This is a genomic window from Nocardiopsis sp. iso_238 (assembly GCF_056173325.1).
Genome location: NZ_CM149668.1, coordinates 1,270,725 through 1,292,340, shown reverse-complemented (window position 1 = coordinate 1,292,340; position 21,616 = coordinate 1,270,725). Strand labels below are relative to the sequence as shown.

Annotated in this window: 16 protein-coding genes; 6 read left to right on the top strand and 10 right to left on the bottom strand. The window is 71.7% G+C overall.

The window, feature by feature from the left end:
- Positions 1-10 precede the first annotated feature (10 nt).
- The 3 genes from AC0VYL_RS05770 to AC0VYL_RS05760 are packed head-to-tail and all read left to right on the top strand — an operon-like array spanning position 11 to position 3,500.
- Positions 11-946, top strand: coding sequence for an ABC transporter permease (locus AC0VYL_RS05770; protein ID WP_475460031.1), 936 nt, complete (start codon positions 11-13; stop codon positions 944-946).
- Positions 943-1,827 carry an ABC transporter permease gene (locus AC0VYL_RS05765; RefSeq protein WP_475460028.1) on the top strand — a complete coding sequence of 295 codons (885 nt, stop codon included), beginning with the start codon at positions 943-945 and terminating at the stop codon, positions 1,825-1,827. The genes AC0VYL_RS05770 and AC0VYL_RS05765 overlap by 4 nt, the downstream gene beginning before the upstream one ends.
- Positions 1,824-3,500 carry an ABC transporter ATP-binding protein gene (locus AC0VYL_RS05760; protein WP_475460026.1) on the top strand — a complete coding sequence of 559 codons (1,677 nt, stop codon included), beginning with the start codon at positions 1,824-1,826 and terminating at the stop codon, positions 3,498-3,500. The genes AC0VYL_RS05765 and AC0VYL_RS05760 overlap by 4 nt, the downstream gene beginning before the upstream one ends.
- A 59-nt stretch (positions 3,501-3,559) precedes the next feature.
- Here AC0VYL_RS05760 and AC0VYL_RS05755 read toward each other — a convergent pair whose 3' ends face one another.
- From AC0VYL_RS05755 to AC0VYL_RS05745, 3 genes are all read right to left on the bottom strand, one after another.
- Complete coding sequence (locus AC0VYL_RS05755; RefSeq protein WP_475482520.1) at positions 3,560-4,789, bottom strand: multidrug effflux MFS transporter; 1,230 nt, start codon at positions 4,787-4,789, stop codon at positions 3,560-3,562.
- Between the two features lie 101 nt (positions 4,790-4,890).
- Positions 4,891-5,730 (bottom strand): GNAT family N-acetyltransferase, encoded by an 840-nt coding sequence (locus AC0VYL_RS05750; protein ID WP_475482519.1) that lies wholly within the window; start codon positions 5,728-5,730, stop codon positions 4,891-4,893.
- A 108-nt stretch (positions 5,731-5,838) separates the two neighbouring features.
- Positions 5,839-7,506 carry an alpha/beta hydrolase gene (locus AC0VYL_RS05745; RefSeq protein ID WP_475482518.1) on the bottom strand — a complete coding sequence of 556 codons (1,668 nt, stop codon included), beginning with the start codon at positions 7,504-7,506 and terminating at the stop codon, positions 5,839-5,841.
- Between the two features lie 105 nt (positions 7,507-7,611).
- On the opposite strand from AC0VYL_RS05745, the gene AC0VYL_RS05740 reads away from it, so the two are divergent.
- The gene (locus tag AC0VYL_RS05740; protein ID WP_475460017.1) at positions 7,612-8,097 is read left to right on the top strand and encodes an Lrp/AsnC family transcriptional regulator; all 486 of its coding nucleotides are present in this window, start codon (positions 7,612-7,614) and stop codon (positions 8,095-8,097) included.
- A 56-nt stretch (positions 8,098-8,153) separates the two neighbouring features.
- Here AC0VYL_RS05740 and AC0VYL_RS05735 read toward each other — a convergent pair whose 3' ends face one another.
- The 6 genes from AC0VYL_RS05735 to dxr all read right to left on the bottom strand — a co-directional run bounded on the left by AC0VYL_RS05735 (position 8,154) and on the right by dxr (position 16,834).
- A complete protein-coding gene (locus tag AC0VYL_RS05735) occupies positions 8,154-9,878 on the bottom strand; it encodes a flavin monoamine oxidase family protein (RefSeq protein WP_475482517.1) in 1,725 nt (574 codons plus the stop codon).
- 62 nt (positions 9,879-9,940) lie between these two features.
- Complete coding sequence (locus AC0VYL_RS05730) at positions 9,941-10,738, bottom strand: carbon-nitrogen hydrolase family protein (RefSeq protein WP_475482516.1); 798 nt, start codon at positions 10,736-10,738, stop codon at positions 9,941-9,943.
- 238 nt (positions 10,739-10,976) lie between these two features.
- Entirely contained in the window at positions 10,977-12,437 is a 1,461-nt protein-coding gene (locus AC0VYL_RS05725; protein WP_475482515.1) for an amino acid permease, read from the bottom strand.
- Between the two features lie 397 nt (positions 12,438-12,834).
- Positions 12,835-13,989 carry a flavodoxin-dependent (E)-4-hydroxy-3-methylbut-2-enyl-diphosphate synthase gene (ispG, locus tag AC0VYL_RS05720; RefSeq protein ID WP_475460006.1) on the bottom strand — a complete coding sequence of 385 codons (1,155 nt, stop codon included), beginning with the start codon at positions 13,987-13,989 and terminating at the stop codon, positions 12,835-12,837.
- 258 nt (positions 13,990-14,247) lie between these two features.
- Positions 14,248-15,603, bottom strand: coding sequence for a M50 family metallopeptidase (locus tag AC0VYL_RS05715; protein WP_475460004.1), 1,356 nt, complete (start codon positions 15,601-15,603; stop codon positions 14,248-14,250).
- Between the two features lie 28 nt (positions 15,604-15,631).
- Positions 15,632-16,834 carry a 1-deoxy-D-xylulose-5-phosphate reductoisomerase gene (gene dxr / locus AC0VYL_RS05710; protein ID WP_475462954.1) on the bottom strand — a complete coding sequence of 401 codons (1,203 nt, stop codon included), beginning with the start codon at positions 16,832-16,834 and terminating at the stop codon, positions 15,632-15,634.
- Positions 16,835-17,147: 313 nt separating this feature from the next.
- Here dxr and AC0VYL_RS05705 point away from each other — a divergent pair, with 313 nt between their 5' ends.
- Both AC0VYL_RS05705 and AC0VYL_RS05700 read left to right on the top strand, forming a co-directional pair.
- Positions 17,148-18,803 (top strand): CocE/NonD family hydrolase, encoded by a 1,656-nt coding sequence (locus AC0VYL_RS05705; RefSeq protein WP_475483475.1) that lies wholly within the window; start codon positions 17,148-17,150, stop codon positions 18,801-18,803.
- Between the two features lie 194 nt (positions 18,804-18,997).
- Complete coding sequence (locus tag AC0VYL_RS05700) at positions 18,998-20,074, top strand: trypsin-like serine peptidase (protein WP_475459998.1); 1,077 nt, start codon at positions 18,998-19,000, stop codon at positions 20,072-20,074.
- Positions 20,075-20,183: 109 nt separating this feature from the next.
- Here the strand turns inward: AC0VYL_RS05700 and AC0VYL_RS05695 are convergent, their stop codons facing one another.
- The gene (locus AC0VYL_RS05695; RefSeq protein ID WP_475459996.1) at positions 20,184-21,608 is read right to left on the bottom strand and encodes an aldehyde dehydrogenase family protein; all 1,425 of its coding nucleotides are present in this window, start codon (positions 21,606-21,608) and stop codon (positions 20,184-20,186) included.
- Positions 21,609-21,616 lie beyond the last annotated feature (8 nt).

Genomic DNA, 21,616 nt, shown 5'->3' with positions numbered 1-21,616 from the left:
AAAGCTCACCATGACTCGACTCATCGTCGTCCGCCTCTTCTTCGGAGCGCTGACGCTCTGGGCGGTGTCCCTCGTGGTCTTCGCGGCCACGCAGGCGCTGCCGGGCGACGCGGCCCAGCTCATCCTGGGCCGCGACGCCACCCCGGAGCGGTTGGAAGCGCTCCGCGACCAGCTGAACCTGCACGAGCCCGTGGCCGTGCAGTACATGCAGTGGCTCCAGGGACTGCTCCAGGGCGACCTGGGCACGTCGTTCTCCAACCGGCTGCCCGTCGCCGACTACCTCACCGACCCGGTGCGGAGCTCGATGACCCTGATGGGCCTGTCGGCCCTGGTCGCGACCCCGGTCGCCCTGTTCGTCGGGGCCTTCAGCGCCCTGCGCCGCGACCGCGCCTTCGACCACACGTCCTCCATGGGCACCCTCGTCCTGGCGTCCGTCCCCGAGTTCGTGGTCGGCATCCTGCTGATCCTGCTGCTCGGACCGGGCGGCCTCGGCGTGTTCCCGTCCGTGTACGCCCGTGACGGGGGCCCCGAACAGTGGGTCCTGCCGGTGCTCACGCTGGCACTGGCCGTGGCGCCGCCGATCGTGCGCATGATGCGGGCGACGATGATCGAGGTCCTGGAGAGCGAGTACGTGCAACAGGCGCGGCTCAAGGGCATGAGCGAGCGCACGGTGCTGTGGCGCCACGCCGCGCCCAACGCGATCGGCCCGGTCGCCCAGGTGGTCGCCCTCCAGCTGGCCTGGCTGGCCGGCGGTGTGGTGGCCATCGAGTTCCTGTTCAACTTCCCCGGTGTCGGCAAGGTCCTCATGGACGCCATCGGCAACCGTGACGTGCCGCTGATCCAGGCCGTGGTCCTGCTCATCGCGGGGATCTACATCCTCGTCAACCTGGTCGCGGACGTGATCGGGCTGGCGGCCAACCCGAAGGTGAGGGTCGCGAACCGATGACTGGACCTTCGACGAGCACACCCGCCACGGAGTCGCCGCGGCGGCGTCCGGGGCTGTTCCGGACCGCGTGGCGGTTCGGCCGCACCAGGGTCGGTGTCGCCCTGACCGGGCTCATCGTCCTGATCGCGGTGCTGGGACCGTTCGTGGCGCCCTACACGGCCACCGAGTTCGTGTCCAAGCCGTTCGAGACGGGTGTCGACGGCACCTTGTTCGGCGGTGACAACCGGGGCCGCGACGTCCTCACCCGCTTCCTGTGGGGCGGATGGACCCTGCTGCTGCTGGCCGCCGCGTCCGCCGGTATCGGTGTGGCCGCGGGAACGGTGATCGGCGTGATCGCCGGTTACCGCCGCGGCTGGGTGGACGACGTCCTCATGCGCACCAACGACGTGCTGCTGGCCTTCCCCCAGCTGATCGCCGCGCTGCTGGTGATGTCGATCCTCGGTCCGAAGGTGTGGCTGATCGTCGCCGTCATCGCGATCTCGCACATGCCCCGCGTGGCCCGTGTGATCCGCGAGGCCACCCGCAAGGTGATCGAACAGGACTACGTGAAGGCGGCCGAGGCGATCGGCCTGCCCCGCTGGCGGATCATGGCGGTGGAGATCCTGCCGAACGTGACCAGTCCGCTCCTGGTGGAGCTGGGCCTGCGCCTGACCTACTCCATCGGCGTCGTGGCGGTGCTCGGGTTCCTCGGCATGGGGCTCCAGCCGCCCACGGCGGACTGGGGCCTGATGATCAACGAGAACCGCCAGGGCATGGCCATCCAGCCGTGGGCGGTCGCGCTGCCCGTCACGGCGATCGCGGTGCTCACCGTCGGCGCCAACCTCATCACCGACGGGCTCTCCCGCGCGGCGATCGGCATCGACAGGGGGGTCGAGAAGTGACCTTGGACGAGAAGACGGAACGCGCGGACCGCCGCGACGGCGAGACCGTGCTGGTGGTCGACGGGCTGACCGTGATCGGCCGCCCCTCGGACGTCGAGATCATCAGCGGCGTCTCGATCACCGTGAAGCGCGGCGAGATCCTCGGGCTGGTGGGCGAGTCCGGTTCGGGCAAGACCACCCTGGGCCTGTCCCTGCTGGCGCACTGCAAGCGCGCCACGGAGATCGTCGGCGGTCAGGTGATGGTCGGTGACCGGGACCTGGCCACGCTCGGCGAACGCGAGGTCCGCGAGCTGCGGGGCCGCGCGGTCGCCTACATCCCGCAGTCGCCCGCCTCCGCGCTCAACCCGGCCCTGCGGCTGGGCGTGCAGCTGACCGAGGCCCTGCACGACGGCGCGCTGACGGCCCAGGAGGCCCGGGACCGGGTCCGCGAGGTCATGCGCGAGGTGGCCCTGCCCGACGACGACGCCTTCCTGCGCCGCTACCCGCACCAGCTCTCCGGGGGGCAGCAGCAGCGGGTGGCGATCGCGATGGCGTTCGTGGGCCGCCCGGAGGTGATCGTGCTCGACGAGCCGACCACCGGCCTGGACGTGACCACGCAGGCGCACGTGCTGGAGACCATCCGGTCGATGACCCGCGACTACGGCACCGCCGGCGTGTACATCAGCCACGACATGGCCGTGGTGGCCGACCTGGCCGACGACATCGCGGTGATGTACCGGGGCGAGGTCGTGGAGCACGGTCGGGCCGGGGCGGTGCTGTCCGACCCCCGGCACGCGTACACGCGCCAGTTGCTGATGGCGGTGCCGCTGCTGAAGACCTCCGGGCACGAGGAGCCCGAGCCGGAGGAGGAGCCGCTGCTGCGGGTCTCCGGGCTGGCCGCCGGGTACGGGCGCACGCAGGTGCTGGAGGGGATCGACGTGTCGGTCTCCCGGGGTGAGTGCGTGGCGCTGCTGGGCGAGTCCGGTTCGGGCAAGACCACCCTGTCGCGTTCGGTCGCGGGCCTGCACCACCAGTTCACCGGCGAGATCCTCTTCGACGGTGAGCCGCTGGCCACCAGCAGCTACCGCCGGACGGCGGAGCAGCGCCGCCGGGTGCAGTACGTGTTCCAGAACCCGTACGAGGCGCTGAACCCGCGCAAGCGGGTGCGCGAGCAGATCCTGGGCCCCTACCGGCACCTGGTGGGCCGCCCCGACGACCCGGACGCCGTGGTGGCCCGGGCCCTGGAGCGGGCCTCGCTGCCCGCCTCCTACGCGGACCGCTTCCCCGAGCAGCTCAGCGGCGGTGAGCGCCAGCGCGTGTGCATCGCGCGCGCGGTGGCCACCGGCCCGGACCTGCTGGTGTGCGACGAGATCACGTCGGCGCTGGACGTTTCGGTGCAGGCGGAGATCGTGAAGCTGCTGCGCGAGCTCCAGGACCAGGGCATGGCGCTGCTGTTCGTCACGCACAACATCGCCCTGGTGTCCAACATCGCCGAGCGGGTCGCCATCCTCAACAAGGGCGAGATCGTCGAGTACGGCCCGGTGGGCGAGGTGATGTCGTCGCCTCGGCACGAGTACACGCGCGCGCTGATCGCGGACACCCCGGACTTCGAGCTGTCCTTCCCGGGCGCCCCCGAGCGCCTGGGCATGGACGCCGAGCGGAAGGGCTCGACGGACCGCGTCTCCGAGGGCTGACCCGGACCTCGAAGGCGACGGGGGGCTGGGCGCGTGGTGCGCCCGCCCCCCGTCCACGTTCAGGGCAGGGGGTCGACCTCACGGGCGGCGGAGTGTTCGGCGGGGCGGGCCAGGGTGACCAGGACCAGCAGGCCCAGGGCGGAGCTGCCGAACAGGAGCAGGCCCATGGGCACCGCCGTGGTCTCGTAGAGGCCGACCATGGGCGCGACCACGGCGCCGATGATCATCGGCAGGGCCCCCAGGAGCGAACTGGCGCTCCCGGCCCGGTTCTCCTGGCCCTCCATGGCCAGCGCGAACGAACCGGTGAGGATCATGCCCATGCAGGTCATGTAGACGAAGATCGGCACGACGAGCAGGACCAGCGGGCCCTGGAGGAACGCGGTGGCGAGCACCACGGCGGTGGCCGACACCGCCCCGACCACGGCCACCGCGAGCAGGGAGCGCTCGCCGTGGCGGTCGCTGAGGCGGCCCACGGCGGTGCTCCCGAGGATGATCGCGATGCCGTTCACGCCGAAGAGGAACCCGAAGACCTGCGGGGACACCCCGTGGATCTCCTGGTAGACGAAGGGGGTCCCGGCGACGTAGGCGAAGCTGCCGCCGTGCAGCAGGCCGACGATGAGCGTGTACCCCAGGTAGCGGCGGTCCCGGAACAGCTCGCCCAGAGCGCGCAGACTGCCGCCCGGTGTGCCCGGGATACGCCGTTCCTCGGGCAGGGACTCCGGCAGGCGCACCGCCGTGACCAGGAGGATCACGGCGCCGAGCAGGGCCAGCGCCCAGAAGACGCTGCGCCAGGTGGCCGAGGGCAGGAGCAGGACCCCGCCGCCGACGACCGGGGCGACCATCGGGGCGACCGCGACCACCACCATGATCAGGGCGAAGAACCGGGTGAGCGCGGTGCCGTCGAAGACGTCGCGCACCACGGCGCGGGAGAGCACCACCCCGGCGCTGGCGGTGAAGCCCTGGAGGAAGCGTCCCAGCACCAGGACCCCGGTGTTGGGGGCGAGCGCGCACAGGGCCGAGGAGAGGACGAACAGGGCCACGCAGACCAGGAGCGGCCCGCGCCTGCCCCGGGCGTCGCTGATCGGGCCGATCACCACCTGACCGACGGCCAGGCCCACCAGGCAGGTGGTGAGGCTCAGCTGTACCTGGGAGGCGCTGGCGCCCAGGTCGTCGGAGATCTCCGGGAAGGCCGGGAGGTACATGTCGATGTTGAGCGGGCCCAGCACCGTCAGCAGGGCGAGGAGGAGGGCCAGCCCCAGCCGTGCGCGGCCGGTCGGGTTGCGGAGCATGGGGCCTCTCTGCGGCGGGGGTGAGGGAGCCCGTCCACGGTACCGAGCGGCGTCGGCGCCGGTCCCGGGTCGGTCCGCAACCTGGCGGGGATGCGTCAGGCTCAGAAGAGCACCGACATGACCTCCCCGACCTGCCGGAAGCCGACGCGCTGGTAGGTGGCCCTGGCGGGGGCGTTGAAGTCGTTGACGTACAGGGTCACCCGGGGCGCGATCTCGGCTCGGGCGTAGTTGACCACGGCCGCCATGCCCGCGCTGGCGTACCCCTGGCCGCGCAGGTCCGGGTGGACCCACACGCCCTGGACCTGGCAGGCCTGGGGGGTGACGGCGCCGATCTCGGCCTTGAACACCACGCGGCCGTCCTCGATCCGGGCGAAGGCGCGGCCGGTGCGGACCAGCTCCTCGACGCGGGCGCGGTAGAGCGCGCCGCCGTCGCCGGAGTCCGGCGGGACCCCCACCTCCTCGGTGAACATGGCCACGCAGGCGGGGACGAGGGTGTTGATCTCGTGGACGCGGACCCGGCGCACCAGGGGGTCGGGGGCGACGACGGGCGGGCCGTTGATCTCCAGGACCGGCTGGCTGGCGCGGATGGCGCGGGCCGGCCCCCAGGCGGGGGTGATCTGTTCCCAGAAGTCGCTGACCGCCTCGACGGGGCCGACGATCGAGGAGCAGCGTCTGCCGCGCCAACGCGCGTGGTCCGCGAACCCGCGCACGGCGGCGGGCCCGGCGTTGACCGGGACGAGGTTGGCTCCCGAGTAACACAGGGCCGTGAGTCTGCCGCGTTCGGTGTGGCCCCAGACCTCGGCCCCGGCACCGCCGGTCATGCCCGTGGTCATCAGTCGTGAGGCGACGAAGACGTTGCCCACGGGGTCCTCGTCCAGGAGCGCGCGGACGGCCTCCCGGTCGCGTTCTCCCAGAATCCGTACCGCCGAGGTCCGCAGCATCGCATCTCCCCCATCTTCCCGGTCACCGTCTCCGGCGGTCACCGGATCGGTTCGTGGGCCCACGACGAATTCGCGCCGATTCCAGCCTATTAGACCGTCTGTCCGGACTCACCTGGATGTTTCGAGTCCGATCGGTCCGAGGCGGTCCACCTGCGCGGCCTCGGCGCCCTGCGCGTCGCGCGGGCTGGGCTCGGGCCGGGCGTCGCAGGTGACGTCGGGGCCCTCCTCGCCGCGTTCGGGCAGGGTCCCGTCCCGGAGGTAGGCGACGACGGTCTCGTCCACGCAGGCGTTCCCGGTGAGGGCGACGCCGTGGGTGATGCCGCCGTCCTCGATCACCAGCGAGGAGCCGGGCAGGCGCTCGCGCAGGGAGTAGGCGCCCGCGATCGGGGTGGCGCCGTCCTCGGTGGCGTGCACGACGAGCACGTCGCCGTCGTAGGCGGGGTGCTCCTCCGGGCCGGTACCGACCTTGAACCAGGGGGCGGACTCACCGGACCACGAGGCGCACGGAGCGTTGTACCAGATGTTGTGCCAGCCCAGGAAGGGCGCCTCCTCGTGGATCCGCCGGGCGTCGCTGTTCCAGGTGTCCCAGTCGCGCGGCCACGGGGCGTCGGTGCACTGGACCGCGAGGTACCCGCCGAAGCCGGGGTCGCTGTCGGCGTCGTCGCCGTAGTTCTCGTGGAGTTCCAGGAGCGGGGCCGGGTCGGAGTCGTTGACCTGCGCGGCCAGGGCGGCGGCGACCGTCGGCCAGGAGTTGCCGCTGTACGCGACGACGGAGGCGGCGCCGTCCAGTTCGGTGGGGCCGACCGTGTCCTCCAGCGGGGCCTCGCGGAGCCGTGCGCGCAGGTCGTAGAAGGCGGCGGCGACCGTCTCGCCGTCGGCGCCCAGACCGTAGGTGGCGTCGTGGCGGGCGATCCAGTCGAAGAAGTTCGCGGCCGCGTGGTCCAGGGACCGGCTCTGGAGGAGGTTGCTCTCGTACCAGGGCAGGCTCGGGTCGACGACGCTGTCCAGGACCACGGCGCGCACGCTGTCCGGGTAGAGCGAGGCGTAGACGGTGCCCAGGTAGCTGCCGTAGGAGTAGCCGAGGTAGTCGATCTGGTCGAGTCCGAGGGCGACGCGGATGGCGTCCATGTCGTGCGCGGTGTCCTCGGTGCGCATGTGGTCCAGGAGCGGCCCGGTGTTCTCGGCGCAGGCGGCGGCGTAGGCCTCGGCGTCCTCGCGCAGCGCCCGCTCCTCGGCGGCGTCGGCCGGGACGGAGTCCTTGCGGACGGGGGCGAAGTAGCCGGGGTCGCAGGTGACGTTGGGTGTGGAGGCGCCCATGCCGCGCGGGTCGAAGGCGACCACGTCGTAGGTCTGGCGCAGTTCCTCGGGCATGCGGTTGTGGGTGTGGGCGGCCCACTTGCGTCCGGCGCTGCCCGGGCCGCCGGGGTTGACCAGCATGGTGTGTTCGGCGGTGCCGGTGGCGGGGACCCGGGAGAGGGCGATCTGGAGGGGCTCCAGGAGGTCGCCGACGCGCTGACCGCCGGTGGTCCTGGCCATGGGGACGGTGAGGGTGGCGCACTCCATCTCGGTACCGCTGACCGGTTCGAGGTCCTCGCAGGGGCGCCAGTCGAGCGCCGTCTGGTCGATCCGGGTGGTCGGCGGCGCGACCGCCTCAGCCGGGGCCGCCGGTACGGCGACCAGTGAGGCCAGGAGCACCCCGGCGGAGACGGCTGCCCACTGTGTGCAGGTTGAACGCACTCGCTTACCCCCGATACCGGCCAGGATGTCCTCATGCATTCTCACCGCTACTGAGCGTGACAACAGGAAGCGACACGGACCCCGTCCGAGCACTCCCCCGGTAACATGTGGCCTGGTCAGATCAGAAATGGACAAAGGGGCAGAATGCGGCTTGATCGTGTCGACGAGCGGATCATCGCGATGCTCGGCGCGGACGCGCGGACGAGTTTCGCGGAGATCGGCGGCGGGGTCGGTCTCAGCCCGTCCGCGGTCAAGCGCCGCGTGGACCGTCTGATCGAGTCCGGCGCCGTGCGCGGCTTCACGGTGGTGGTGGAGCCCCAGGCGATCGGCTGGACCACCGAGGCCTTCATCGAGCTGTACTGCCGCGCCCGCACGTCCCCCGGGGAGATCCGGATCGGCCTGTCCGGCTACGCGGAGGTCACCTCCGCCTGCACCGTCACCGGGGAGGCCGACGCCATCGTGCAGGTCCGCGCCCGCGACACCCAGCACCTCGAAGAGGTGATCGAGCGGATCGGCGCGGAGCCCTTCGTGGTCCGCACGAAGAGCACCCTGGTGCTCTCCCGCCTGGTCGACCAGCCCATCCTCGCCGGTACCGCCGACACGGACCCGCCGGACGAGAACACCCCCTGACCCTCGGCGCCTCGGCGCTGGGAATCAGGGGGTCGCGGGAGCTCCGCCGGATCCGGTCAGTCCTCGGGGAGGGCGACCGGGGCCAGCTCGTCGAACAGGTCGCCCGGGCCGGGGTTGGTCGGGTCGGTCTCCCCGCCGAAGTGGTGCATGACCCCCCACACCGCGTTCAGTGCGGTCTGCACGGCGCCCTCGGCCCACCCGGCGGTCCAGGACACGTCGTCGCCCGCGAGGAACAGTCCCCGGTGCCGCTCGGCCAGGTCCGCCTGGCGGAAGTGCGTGAACAGGCGGCGCTGGTACCGGTAGTGCCCGGGCAGGTTGGCCTTGAACGCGCCCATGAAGTACGGCTCGTCCTCCCAGGAGACCGTGACCGGGTCACCCGTGATGTGCGAGCGCACGTCCACGTCCGGGTAGATCTTGCCGAGCGAGGCGAGCATGACCTCCAGGCGCTCGTTGGCGGACAGCGGCAGCCACTTGAGCGAGTCGTCGCACCAGGTGTAGGAGAGGCAGATGGCCGCCGGGCCGTCCGGGTCCTCGCCCTCCAGCAGGTAGGTGCCCCGGGTCATGCGGTCGGTGAGCGTCATGCTCATGACGTCCCGACCGGTCTCCGGGTCCCGGTCCCGCCAGAACGCGCGGTCCACCGGCACGAACAGCTTCGAGGACTCCATGTAGTGGGTCCGCTCGATCGCGGTCCAGTGGTCGATCGGCAGCAGGTCGTCGTCGCAGTCGATCTTGGACAGCATCATCCAGGACTGCGCCGTGAACACGGCCGCCGGGTAGGTGCGGGTGGATCCGGAGGAGTCGGTGACGGTGAGGTTGCCCGCCGGGGACCCCTTCGCCGCCGTACGGCGCAGCGCGGTCACGGCCGGACGCGGCTCACCGCCGTGCAGCGAGGCCAACGACGTGCCCTGCGCCCAGTGCACGAGCTTGTCCGGGGCGTCCTCCCACAGACGGAGCGGGAGCTGGTCCACTCCCCCGACGATGCCCATGTGGTCGTCGTCGGCGCCCGTGTAGGTGACCCGCAGGATCTCCAGGATGGAGTTGGGGAAGTCGGTGTCCCAGCCGCCGGTCCCGAAGCCCACCTGGCCGAAGACCTCCCGGTCGCGGAAGGACGCGAAGCCCGGGGAGTCGCACAGGAAACCGTAGAAGGTCTGGTTGTCCAACCGCTCGACCAGCCGGTTCCAGATCTCCTTCTGCGTGGCCACGTCGCGGTCGCGGATGGCCCGCTGCATGCGGGCGTGCTCCACGCTCTCCAGGGTGCGGTCCCAGGCGCGCGCCACGTCGCGGTAGAGCTCGGGCAGGTCGTCGAGGTGCGTCGCGTAGTGCGACTCGCCCTTGAGGTCGACGACGGTGCTCGGGGTCGCGGGCGAGAGCGGGTTGGGGAAGGGGCTGGTGCGCAGACCCATGCGGTCGGCGTAGTGCCAGAAGGACGTGGAGGTCGGGGGGAAGCGCATCGCGCCCATCTCCGCGACCACGTCGTCGGGGGCGCCGGGCAGGCGTTCGGTGCGCAGGCGTCCGCCGATCCGGTCGGCCTCGTACACGACCGGCCGCAGGCCCATCTTCATGAGCTCGTAGGCGGTGACGATGCCGGACAGCCCACCGCCGATGACCGCGACCTCGGTGCCGTGGTGTTCGGCGGGCACCTGGCCCAGCCCGGCCGGGTGGGCCAGGAACGCGTCGTAGGCGAACGGGAAGTCGGGCCCGGACATGGTCAGCGGACGGTCGTCGGTCCGGGGGTCGGACACGGGTGCGGTACCGGCGGACGTGGGCACGGCGGACGTCATGGGGCCCTCCTTCGCTGGGGCAGGGTGTGGACCGCCGCGGACGCGGCGGGGTGGGGCGGGTGTCAGGCGGTGGGGTACAGGTCCGGGCGGCGGTCGCCCAGGTAGGAGAGCTCCGCGCGGGAGGCCTCGGTGACGGCCGGGTCGACGTCACCGACCAACAGGGCCTCGGTGGCCCCGCCCCGCAGCAGCTCGGCGCCGTCGGGGCCCACGAGCGTGCTCAGCCCGACGTAGTCGAGCTCGCCCTCGGTGTCGCAGCGGTTCACGTAGGCCAGGTGGAGCTGGTTCTCCATGGCCCGAGCCGGGACGAGGAGGGTGGCGACCGACGTGTTCGGGGCCATCAGCGCGGTGGGCACGGCGAGGAGGGTGGTCCCGGCCCGCGCGTGCGCCCGCACGGCCTCGGGGAACTCCACGTCGTAGCAGACGAGGAGGCCGATCCGGTGGCCGTCGAGGTCGGCCTGGACGACCAGTTCGTCACCGGCGCGGAAGTGGTCCCGGTCCAGTCCGCCGAACAGGTGGGTCTTGCGGTAGAGCGCGCGGGGGGCGCCCGTGGCGTCCACGAGCCGCACCGCGTTGTACACGTCCCCGTCGGCCAGTTCGGGGAAGCCGTAGACGATCGCCACGCCGGTGTCGGCGGCGATCCGGGAGACCTCCGCGAGGAGGGGGCCGTCCGCGGGTTCGGCCAGGTCCCGGACCCGGCTCCCGAGGTTGTAGCCGGTCAGCGACATCTCGGGGGTGACCAGCAGGGTCGCGCCCGAGGCCGCGGCCGCGCCGGCCCGCTCACGGAGCCGGTGGAGGGAGGAGGCGGGGTCGCCGCTGCGTCCCGTGCCCTGGTCGAGGGCCACGCGCAGTGGTGCGGGCATCGCTGCGTACCTCCTGGTGTCGCCGCTGGTCGGCCGCGTCCACTCTAGGTGGCGGGGGGCGTGGGAACCGTGTGTGGGGCGTGCACTCCGTTGCGAGTTCGCACTGATCCGACCTGGTTCGTTGCGCCTGATCCCGGTCTCACGCTCCGTTCCCGCGTGCTCTCGGCAGCAGGGTGAACGCGGGGCGGGGCCGGGGGATTCCCCCGGCCCCGCCCCGTGCCCACGTGGTCGGCTCCGGTCAGGACCCGACCTCCACGGTGGGCTCGTCCTCCAGCGCGGAGCGGCGCATGCCGTAGCCGAAGTAGACGGCCACGCCCACCACGAGCCAGGCGCCGAAGGCGACCCACACGCTGACCGGCATGCTGACCATCAGGTAGGCGCAGGCCAGGACGCCCAGGACCGGGGTCACCGGCGCGCCGGGCATCCGGAACGCGCGCTTGAGGTCGGGGCGGCTCCTGCGCAGCACGAGTACGGCCACGTTGACCAGGGCGAAGGCGAAGAGGGTGCCGATCGCGGTGGCGTCCGCGAGCGGGCCGAGCGGGATGAACGCGGCCAGCAGGGCGATGAACACCGAGGTGATGATCGTGTTGGCGCGCGGGGTGCCCCGGTCGTCCACCTTGGAGAAGGCGGCCGGGATGAGCCCGTCGCGCGACATCGCGAAGAGGATGCGGGTCTGGCTGTAGAGGACGACCAGGACGACGCTGGCCAGGGCCAGGACGGCGCCCGCGGCGAAGATGACCGCCCAGATCGGGGTGCCGGTGACCGCGGTGAGGATCCCCGCCAGGGAGGTCCGACCCTCGGCGAACTCGGTCCAGTTGAGGGCGCCGACCGCGCTGAAGGCCACCAGGCAGTAGATCGCGGTGACCACGATCATGGAGAACATGATGGCGCGCGGCAGGTCGCGCTGCGGGTTCCGGGCCTCCTCACTGGCGGTGGAGGCGGAGTCGAAGCCGATGTAGGAGAAGAACAGGGTGGCGCCGGCGGCGGAGACTCCGGCCATGCCCATCGGCATGAACGGGGCGAAGTTCCCCCGCTGGACGGCGGTGACCGCGATGGCCACGAACATCACCAGCACGGCGATCTTGATGGTGACCATGACGGCGTTGGCGCGGGTGCTCTCCCGCACCCCGGCGAGCAGGGCGAACATCGACAGCAGGACCACGACGGCGGCGGGCACGTTGACCAGGCCGCCCTCCATGGGTCCGGCCAGCAGCGCGCCGGGCAGCGACAGACCCGTGGTCAGCTGGAGGAGCTCGTTGATGTACTGGCCCCAGCCGACGCCGACCGCCGCCACGGAGACCCCGTAGGTGAGCATCAGACACCAGCCGCACACCCAGGCCATGAACTCGCCCATGGTGGCGTAGCTGTAGGAGTAGGCCGAGCCGGAGGCGGGGATCATCCCGGCCATCTCGGCGTAGGCGAGGGCGGAGAAGAGCGCGGTCACTCCGGCCAGGACGAACGCGAGGATGACGGCGGGACCGGCGATCGGGACCGCCTCGCCCAGGACCACGAAGATGCCGGTGCCCAGGGTCGCGCCGATGCCGATCATGGACAGCTGCCAGAACCCCATGGTGCGGCGCAGGCCGTTGTCGCCCTCGGTCTCGGCCACGAGCTTCTCGACCGGCTTGCGTCGGCTCAGACGCCGCCCCAGCGTGGGTGCGGAAGCGTCCGCCCGCGCGGGGCTCTTCTGGTCCACCACGAAATGACTCCTCGACGTTCTGCGGGTGGGCACACCGGATCGGCGCCGCCGTGAACCAACGGGACTCCAAATGTGCCTTGGGCAACGTTAATGGTGTTGCGTGAGTAACATGACCCACATTCATTGCCCATGTCCGCTTTCCATGCCCGAATCATGCGTACTGACGCAAGAAAACGCACACGATGGTGACTCATGTCATATGAGATGACTCACGGTGATCAGGCTCACGTGACCTGCGACGACGCGGGTCCCGCCCGTAGGTGTAAGCGTCCGACCGCCCCGTGTGTTCCTGCCCCGGACCGGCGGGCCCGCGGAAACACGACACCACGGCACGACAAAGGGGAGCACGGCCGTCGCCGTACTCCCCTCGAAGCGTGGTTCCCCTGACGGGGACGCGTCAGCTCGCCACGGACACGCTGGGCTCGCCCTCGACCCCGGCCTCGCCCATCTCCTCGGCGATGCGCATGGCCTCCTCGATCAGCGTCTCCACGATCTTGGACTCGGGGACGGTCTTGATGACCTCGCCCTTGACGAAGATCTGGCCCTTGCCGTTGCCCGAGGCCACACCCAGGTCGGCCTCGCGCGCCTCACCGGGACCGTTCACGACACAGCCCATGACGGCCACGCGCAGCGGCACCTCCAGCCCCTCCAGACCGGCGGTGACCTCCTCGGCGAGCGTGTACACGTCCACCTGGGCGCGGCCGCAGCTCGGGCAGGAGACGATCTCCAGGCCGCGCTCGCGCAGCCCCAGGGACTCCAGGATCTGGGAGCCGACCTTGACCTCCTCCGCGGGCGGGGCGGACAGGGACACCCGGATGGTGTCACCGATCCCCTCCGACAGCAGGGCGCCGAAGGCGACGGAGGACTTGATGGTGCCCTGGAAGGCCGGACCGGCCTCGGTGACGCCCAGGTGCAGCGGGTAGTCGCAGGCCTGCGACAGCAGCCGGTAGGCGTTGACCATCACGACCGGGTCGTTGTGCTTGACGGAGATCTTGATGTCCTGGAAGCCGTGCTCCTCGAACAGCGAGCACTCCCAGAGCGCCGACTCCACCAGCGCCTCCGGGGTGGCCTTCCCGTACTTGGCGAGCAGGCGCTTGTCGAGCGAACCGGCGTTGACGCCGATGCGGATCGGGGTCCCGGCCGCGGAGGCGGCCCTGGCGATCTCCGCGACCTTGTCGTCGAACTTCTTGATGTTGCCCGGGTTGACGCGTACGGCCGCGCAACCGGCGTCGATCGCCGCGAACACGTACTTGGGCTGGAAGTGGATGTCGGCGATCACCGGGATCTGCGACTTCTTGGCGATGATCGGCAGCGCGTCGGCGTCCTCGTTGGTCGGGACCGCCACGCGGACGATCTGACAGCCGGAGGCGGTCAGCTCCGCGATCTGCTGGAGGGTCGCGTTGATGTCGGAGGTGCGGGTGGTCGTCATGGACTGCACGGACACCGGCGCGTCCCCGCCCACGGGCACGTTTCCGACCATGATCTGCCGGGTCTTGCGCCGGGTCGCCAGCGGGCGCGGCGGGGTGGCGGGAATACCGAGATCAATGGTCACGCTTGGTTCACCTCGTCTGCCGCCGGAGGGAGGGCGGCACTTGATGTCGTCCGGTTCGTGGAGAAAGGGCGCGCGCGGCGGCGCCCGGAGGCGTGTCCGGGTGCTCCGTCTCGGTGGCCTCCGCCACGGCGGCGATCCCGGTACGCGACCCCCAGGTTACCCGCCCTTGGGGCGACACACGGCCCTTCGTGGCCGCGCTCACACCAGTTCAACCGGTGTTCATCCCTCGGGGGCGGCGCGAAGGCCGCCCCCGAGGGGTCATCCGAACAGCCGTACGGGGTTGATGAGGTCGGCCACGAGGAGGATGACGCTGAAGACGAGGAAGCAGCCCACGATCACGTAGGCCACCGGTGTCAGCAGCGCCACGTCCACCGGCCCCGGGTCCGGTCTCCTGAACAGCCGGGCCGTCCACTTCTTGATGGACTCCCAGATCGCCCCGGCCATGTGCCCGCCGTCCAGCGGCAGGATCGGCAGCATGTTGAAGGCGAAGAGGAACAGGTTGACGCTGGCGAGGATGCTGATCATGATCGCCACGGTGTCGATCACCGGCAGGCCCTGGGACATGATCTCGCCGCCGATGCGGGAGATGCCGACGATGCCCACCGGGGAGTCCTCGGTGCGCTGTTCGCCCAGGAAGGCGGCGCCGAACACCTCGGGGACCCGGCTGGGCAGGGCGATGATCGCCTCGCCCACGCCGACCAGCATGGTGCCGACCTCGGAGACGGACTCCCCCACGGTCAGCGGCTGGCGCTCCTGGACGAACACCACGCCCAGGAATCCGACGACCTCGGTGGCGGCGACCCTGCGGCCCTGGTCGTCGTAGACGAGGTCGCCCCGCTCGTCGGTGTCGTAGACGATGTTGCCCTCGGCGTCCCGGGCGGGCAGCTCGTTCTCGACGATGTCGACGTCGGCGGTGAAGCGCTCGCCGTCGCGTTCGATCTCGAACTCGGTGCTGCCGAGGGACTGGCGGATCTGACCGTTGACGGTGTCGCCGGTCACCGGTTCGCCGTCGATCGAGAGGATGACGTCGCCCGGCTCCAGCCCCGCCTCGTGGGAGGGGGTGGGCGCGAACTCGTCGGTGCACTCGGTGGCGGTCACCCCGGCCGGGACGACGCACTCGCGGACCGACCCGATCTGCGGGGTCTCCTGGTGCACGCCGATGCCCATGAAGAGCACGCCGAGCAGGATGACCGCGAGCACGAGGTTCATGCCCGGACCGGCGAACATGACGATCAGCCGCTTCCAGGGGGCGCGCTGGTAGAACTGCCGGTCCTGGTCCTCGGGAGACAGTTCCATGTAGGAGGCCTCGCGGGCGTCCTCGGCCATCGCCCGCCAGCGGGACATCTTCCGGGCGCCGGTGTCCTCCCGCTCCCGGGCGGGCGGCAGCATGCCGACCATGCGCACGAAGCCGCCCAGCGGGACGGCCTTGATCCCGTACTCGGTCTCACCCCTGCGCACCGACCACAGCGTCTTGCCGAAGCCCACCATGAACTCGGTGCACTTGATCCCGAACATCTTGGCCGTGGACATGTGGCCGAGCTCGTGCCAGGCGATCGAGAACAGCAGCCCCACGACGAACAGGACGATCCCGACCACGGTCAGCAGAACGACCATGCATCACTCCTCAAGCCGATGTCGGTCCTCAGCCGCGGGTGAGCAGCTCGCGCGCGCGGGTTCGGGCCCAGGTGTCAGCGGCGTACACGTCGTCCAGGGTCAGGGTCGAGGTACCCGGATGGTCCGCCCGCTGGTGTTCAGAGACTACCTGGGAGACAGTGTCCATGATGGCCGGGAACGCGAGGTTTCCCTTGAGGAAGGCGTCCACCGCCTCCTCGTTGGCCGCGTTGTAGACCGCCGGAGCCGTGCCGCCCGCCGCGCCGACCTCGGCGGCCAGCCGCACGGCGGGGAAGGCCTCGTGGTCCAGCGGCTCGAAGGTCCAGCTCTGGGCGCGGGTCCAGTCCATTCCGGGGGCGGCGTCGGGGACGCGCTCGGGCGCGCCGATCCCGTACGCGATCGGGATCATCATGCTGGGCGGGCTGGCCTTGGCCAGGGTGGTGCCGTCCACGTACTCGACCATGGAGTGCACGATCGACTGCGGGTGCACGACGACGTCGATCCGGTCGAAGGGCACGTCGAACAGCAGGTTGGCCTCGATCACCTCCAGGCCCTTGTTGACCAGGGTGGCGGAGTTGACGGTGATGACCGGGCCCATGCTCCAGGTGGGATGGGCCAGCGCCTCGGCGGGGGTGACGTCGGTCAGCTCCTCGGCGCGTCGGCCCCGGAAGGGACCGCCGCTGGCGGTGACGACCAGGCGGCGCACGTCGGAGCGGGCGGCGTGGACCAGGCCCTGGGCCGGGCTGGTGAGCTCGCCCTCGGGGAGGTGGGGGAAGCACTGGGCGATCGCGTAGTGCTCGGAGTCGACCGGGATGATCTGGCCGGGCGCGGCGAGGTCGCGCACCAGCGGCCCACCGATGATCAGGGACTCCTTGTTGGCCAGGGCGAGGGTGGTCCCGGCGCGCAGCGTGGCCAGGGTGGACTCCAGCCCCAGGGCGCCGGTGATCCCGTTCAGGACGACGTCGCAGGGGTGGGCGGCCAGCGCGGCCACGCCCTCCGCGCCGACCAGGACCTCGGCGTCACTGCCCTGCTCGCGCAGGAGGCGGGTGAGGTCGGCGGCGCGGGCGGGGTCCGCCACGGCCACGTGCCCGACCCCGAGCTCCACGGCCTGCTTGGCGAGCAGGTCGGCGCGGCCGCCCCCGGCGGCCAGGCCCACGACCCGGAAGCGCGCGGGGTTGCGCTGGACGATGTCGACGGCCTGGGTCCCGATCGAGCCGGTGGAACCGAGGATCACTACTGTTCGCTGCTGTTCTTCTCGCACCCCTCCATTGTCGCGCACCCGGGGGCCCTCCGCCGGGGGCTGTGGACAACCCCGGGGAACGGCGGGGCGAACCCTCGGGACCGGGGCCCGCGAGGGGCACGCGGGGGGAGGGTCCGTGTCACCGGGTCTTTACAAAGGGCACGGGATCACCTAACTTGACTGGCGAGTAAGTTACCTCACAGTACAGTGCGACGCCGATCACCGCCGGTACGTCCGGCTCCCCCCGATGGTGCTGGCGCGAGCGACCATCGGAGCCTCCCCCGCCCCCACCTCCGAGGTTCCCGCCATGCCCCCAGTCAGCACGCCTCCCCCGTCCCGAGAGCGCACCCCGTCCGGTAGGCGCCTCCACGCCCTCTCCGCCACCGCCGTGGCGGCCGCCGTCGCCGTGGCCGCCCTGTCACCGGCCCCCGCCTCGGCGGTCGCCCTCTCCTCGACCATCAGCTACGAGACGATCGTCAGCCACGACGGCACGGAGCTGAAGGCCAAGGTCATCACCCCCACCGACGCCGAGGGCCCGCGCCCGCTGCTCGTCATGCCCTCCGCCTGGGCGACCCCGCACATCCTGTACGTCGGCGCGGCCAAGAAACTGGCCGAGGAGTCCGGCTACCAGGTCGTCGCCTACTCCTCGCGCGGCTTCTGGGACTCCGGAGGCGGCGTCGAGGTGGCCGGTCCCGAGGACCGGGCCGACGCCAGCGCCGTCATCGACTGGGCCCTGGAGAACACCGAGGCCGACGCCGACCGGATCGGCATGGCGGGCATCTCCTACGGCGGCGGGATCAGCCTGCTCACCGCGGCCGAGGACGAACGGGTGAGGGCGGTCGGCTCCATGAGCGGTTGGGCCGACCTGGAGGCCTCGCTCTACCCCGGGCGGACCATCGACGTGCAGTCCGCCGAGCTGCTGCTCCTGGCCGGGAACCTGCTCGGCACCCCAGGGGACTCGCTCCGTGAGATGGAGCGCGAGTACCGGCGCGGCAACGTCGACCCCATCCTGGAGATGGCCCCGGACCGCTCCGCCGCCACCAAGGTGGACCGGATCAACGCCAACGGGACCGCCGTCATGATGGCGCACGGCTGGAACGACGGCATGTTCCCCGCCGGGCACATCGCGGACTTCTACGAGGAGCTGTCCGGCCCCAAACGGCTCATGCTCACCCCCGGCGACCACGCCACCCCCGAGGCGTTCGGCGCGGTGGGGCTGCCCAACGAGGTGTGGGAGGACCTGGCCCGCTGGTTCGACCACCACCTCAAGGGCGAGGACAACGGCATCGGCGCCGAGGACCCGGTGCGCGTCAAGCCGAACAACGGGAACGGCGCGTGGACCTCGCACGCCGACTGGCCCTCGGTGACGGCGGCGACCGACGAGTACCACCTCGACGAGCCCAGCTCCACCTGGGGCCGCTGGCAGAGCGACGGCGCGATGGTCGGCGAGCCCGCCACGGGCTGGGACTACGGCTTCCGCACCGGGATCGGCACGACCGCCCACAGCGGCACGGTCATCCTGTCGGGGGCGCTCCAGCAGTTCTTCGACGTGCCCACCGGGGTCCTGCTGCCCACCGTGGACCGCTACCGGGCCGCGGTGTGGACCAGCCCCGCCTACCCCGAGGGCGCCCGCGTGGCGGGAACCCCCGAGGTGACGTTCACGGTCACCCCGACCGCCACCGACCAGTCGGTCTTCGTGTACCTGTACGCGATCAACGAGCGGGGCACCGGTTCCCTGCTGAGCCACGCGCCGCACACCCTGCGCGACGCCGTCCCGGGCGAGCCGGTGACGGTCGCGACCGAGCTGTCGTCGGTGGTGTGGGACGTCCCGGCCGGGCACCGCCTGGCCGTGGTGGTCGACAGCAAGGACCCCCGCTACGTCAGTGAGAGCCGGATCGGCGACCGGGTCACCGTGACCTCCCCGGAGGAGGAGCCGACCCGGGTGACCATCCCGCTCGGGTAGGTGCCGGTGCGCACCGGCCCGGATTTCTGCCCCTGATCAGCGCCGAAACCCCGTGTTCCGGTCAACCGGACACCACGGACCGGGCGACCGGTCGACCCGCCTCGCGCGAGGTCGGCCGGTCGCATGCCCGACCAGGCCGCGACACAAACCCAAAGTAGTCATCGAATTACTCCAAGTGTGCGAAGATCGTGGTCATGACCTCGCCCACCGCACGCAGGATCCTCGCCCCGCTGGCCGCAGCCGCGGTCGCCTTCGGGGGCCTCGCCCTCATCGACCACCTGCCCGCCCCGGCCTCGGCCGTCTCCCAGGCCATCCACTCCTCCGCCGTCCTCCCGGACGCGCTCGCCCCCGAACGGCCCGCTCCCGAGAGCCGGACGCCCCTCTCCCGGACCGACGGGATCCACCACCAGTCGGGGGCCGTGACCGGCGAACAGCGCACCGCCGTCCTCGACTACTGGACCAGCGACCGCATGGCCGCCGCACAGCCCATCACCAGCCTCGTGGAGTCCACCCTCGGGCTGGCCGAACCGCTCCAGCGACCCGCCGACGTCGAACCGCAGGCCTCCAGCCCCAACAGCGACGGCGCGCGCTGGAACGACGGCGGCAAGGTCACTCAGACCACCGGCAAGGTGTACCTGACCATGGACGGCCGCGACTTCACCTGTTCGGCCTCGGTCGTGGACTCCGCCAACAGGAGCACCCTGGTGACCGCCGGGCACTGCGCCAAGGACGGCAAGGGCGCCTGGGCCCAGAACTGGACCTTCGTCCCCGGCTACTCCTCCGGCGACAGCCCCCACGGCAAATTCACCGCCCGCGACCTCATGGTCGCCCCCGAGTGGTCCAACCGGGCCGACGACAGCTACGACTTCGCGATGGTCGTGCTGAACAAGGACGGCGGCACGCCGGTGCAGGACCGGGTCGGCGCCCAGAAGCTGTCCTTCTCCACGTGGACCCAGCAGAACGTGGACAAGGGCGTGCAGGTGTACACCTTCGGCTACCCGGCCGCCTCCCCCTACGACGGCCGCGAACTGCACTACTGCTCCGGCCGGACGGTCCCGGACACCGGTGGCACCACCGCGAACGGGGTGCGCTGCACCATGACCCAGGGCTCCAGCGGCGGCCCCTGGTTCACCGACTTCGACACGGCCACCGGCCAGGGCACCATCTCCTCGGTGGTGAGCTTCAAGTACGCCGACGACCGCAGCACCCAGTACGGCCCGCGCCTGGGCGCCGAGGCCAAGCGCCTCTACGACCACGCGGCGCAGCTCTAGGACGCGCCACGGATCCTTCCGTGCCCGGCACCCCGGGGTCACGACGGGGGGCGGCGGCGGCCGAACACCGGCCGCCACCGCCCCCCGTACGCGCGTACGCCCCGCGCCCCTACAGGTCGATCCCGGTGAGGACGAGGACCCGCTCGTGGGTGAGGTCCGTCATCGCCGCCCGCAGGCCCTCCTTGCCCACGCCCGAGCCCTTGACCCCGCCGTAGGGCATCTGGTCGGCACGGAAGGTGGGGACGTCACCGACGACCACGCCGCCGACCTCCAGCTCCCGGTGGGCACGGAAGGCGGTGGGCAGGTCCCGCGTGAACACACCGGCCTGGAGGCCGAAGTCGCTGTCGTTCACCGCCGCGAAGGCGGCGTCGGTGTCCGCGACCCGCTGGACGACCAGCACCGGGCCGAACACCTCCTCGCGCACCACCCGCGAGTCGGCGGGCGCGTCGGCCAGGACGGTCGGCGCCACCGTGACGCCGTCGCGCGTGCCGCCGGTCAGGAGGCGGGCCCCCGCGGCGACCGCCTCGTCGACCCAGGACGTCACGCGCTCCGCGGCCGCCGCGTCGACCAGCGGCCCGACGTCGGTCTTGGGGTCGGTCGGGTCGCCGGTGCCCAGCGTCTCGACCTCGGAGACCAGGCGCCGCACGAACTCGTCGTGCACGGCCTCGGTGACCACGACCCGCTGCACGCCGATGCAGACCTGACCGGCCTGGTTGTTGCCGAACAGGGCCACCCGCCGGGCCGCCCAGTCGAGGTCGGCGTCGTCCAGCACCACGGCGGCCGCGTTGCCGCCGAGTTCCAGGGTCACGTGCTTGTGCGGAGCCCGCCGCTGGAGCTCCCAGCCGAACGGACCGCCCGTGAAGGAGATGACCGGCAGCCGCTCGTCGGTGATCAGCGGAGCGGCCAGCTCGTTGGGCATGGGCAGGATCGACACCATGCCCGCGGGCAGGTCGGTCTCGGCCAGGATCTCCCCGAGGATCAGGGCGGTCATCGGGGTGGCCGGGGCGGGCTTGAGCACCACCGGCGCGCCCACGGCGATGGCCGGGGCCACCTTGTGGGCGACCAGGTTGAGCGGGAAGTTGAACGGCGAGATGCCCAGGACGGGGCCCTTGGGGACCCGGCGGACCAGCGCCATCCGCCCGGTGCCGCCGGGGTCGGTGTCCAGGCGCTGGAGCTCGCCGCTGTCCCTGCGGGCCTCCTCGGCGGCCCAGCGGAACACCGACACGGCGCGTCCGGCCTCGGCGCGGGCCCACTTGATCGGCTTGCCGCTCTCGGCGGTGATGACCTGGGCGATCTCCTCCGCGCGCTCTCCGATGCGCCGGGAGACGTGGTCCAGGGCCCCGGCGCGGACGTGCGCGGGCAGGGCGGCGGCCTCGGCGGCCACCGCGTGCGCGGCGGAGACGGCGGCCTCCACCTGCGCCTCGGTGGGCACGGAGACGACGCCCGCCGTCCCGCCGGTGTAGGGGTTGCGGACGGTCAGCTCGGTGTCGCCGGTCGCGGCGGTACCGGCCAGCCAGAACGGGTGCGTGGTCATGTGGGTGA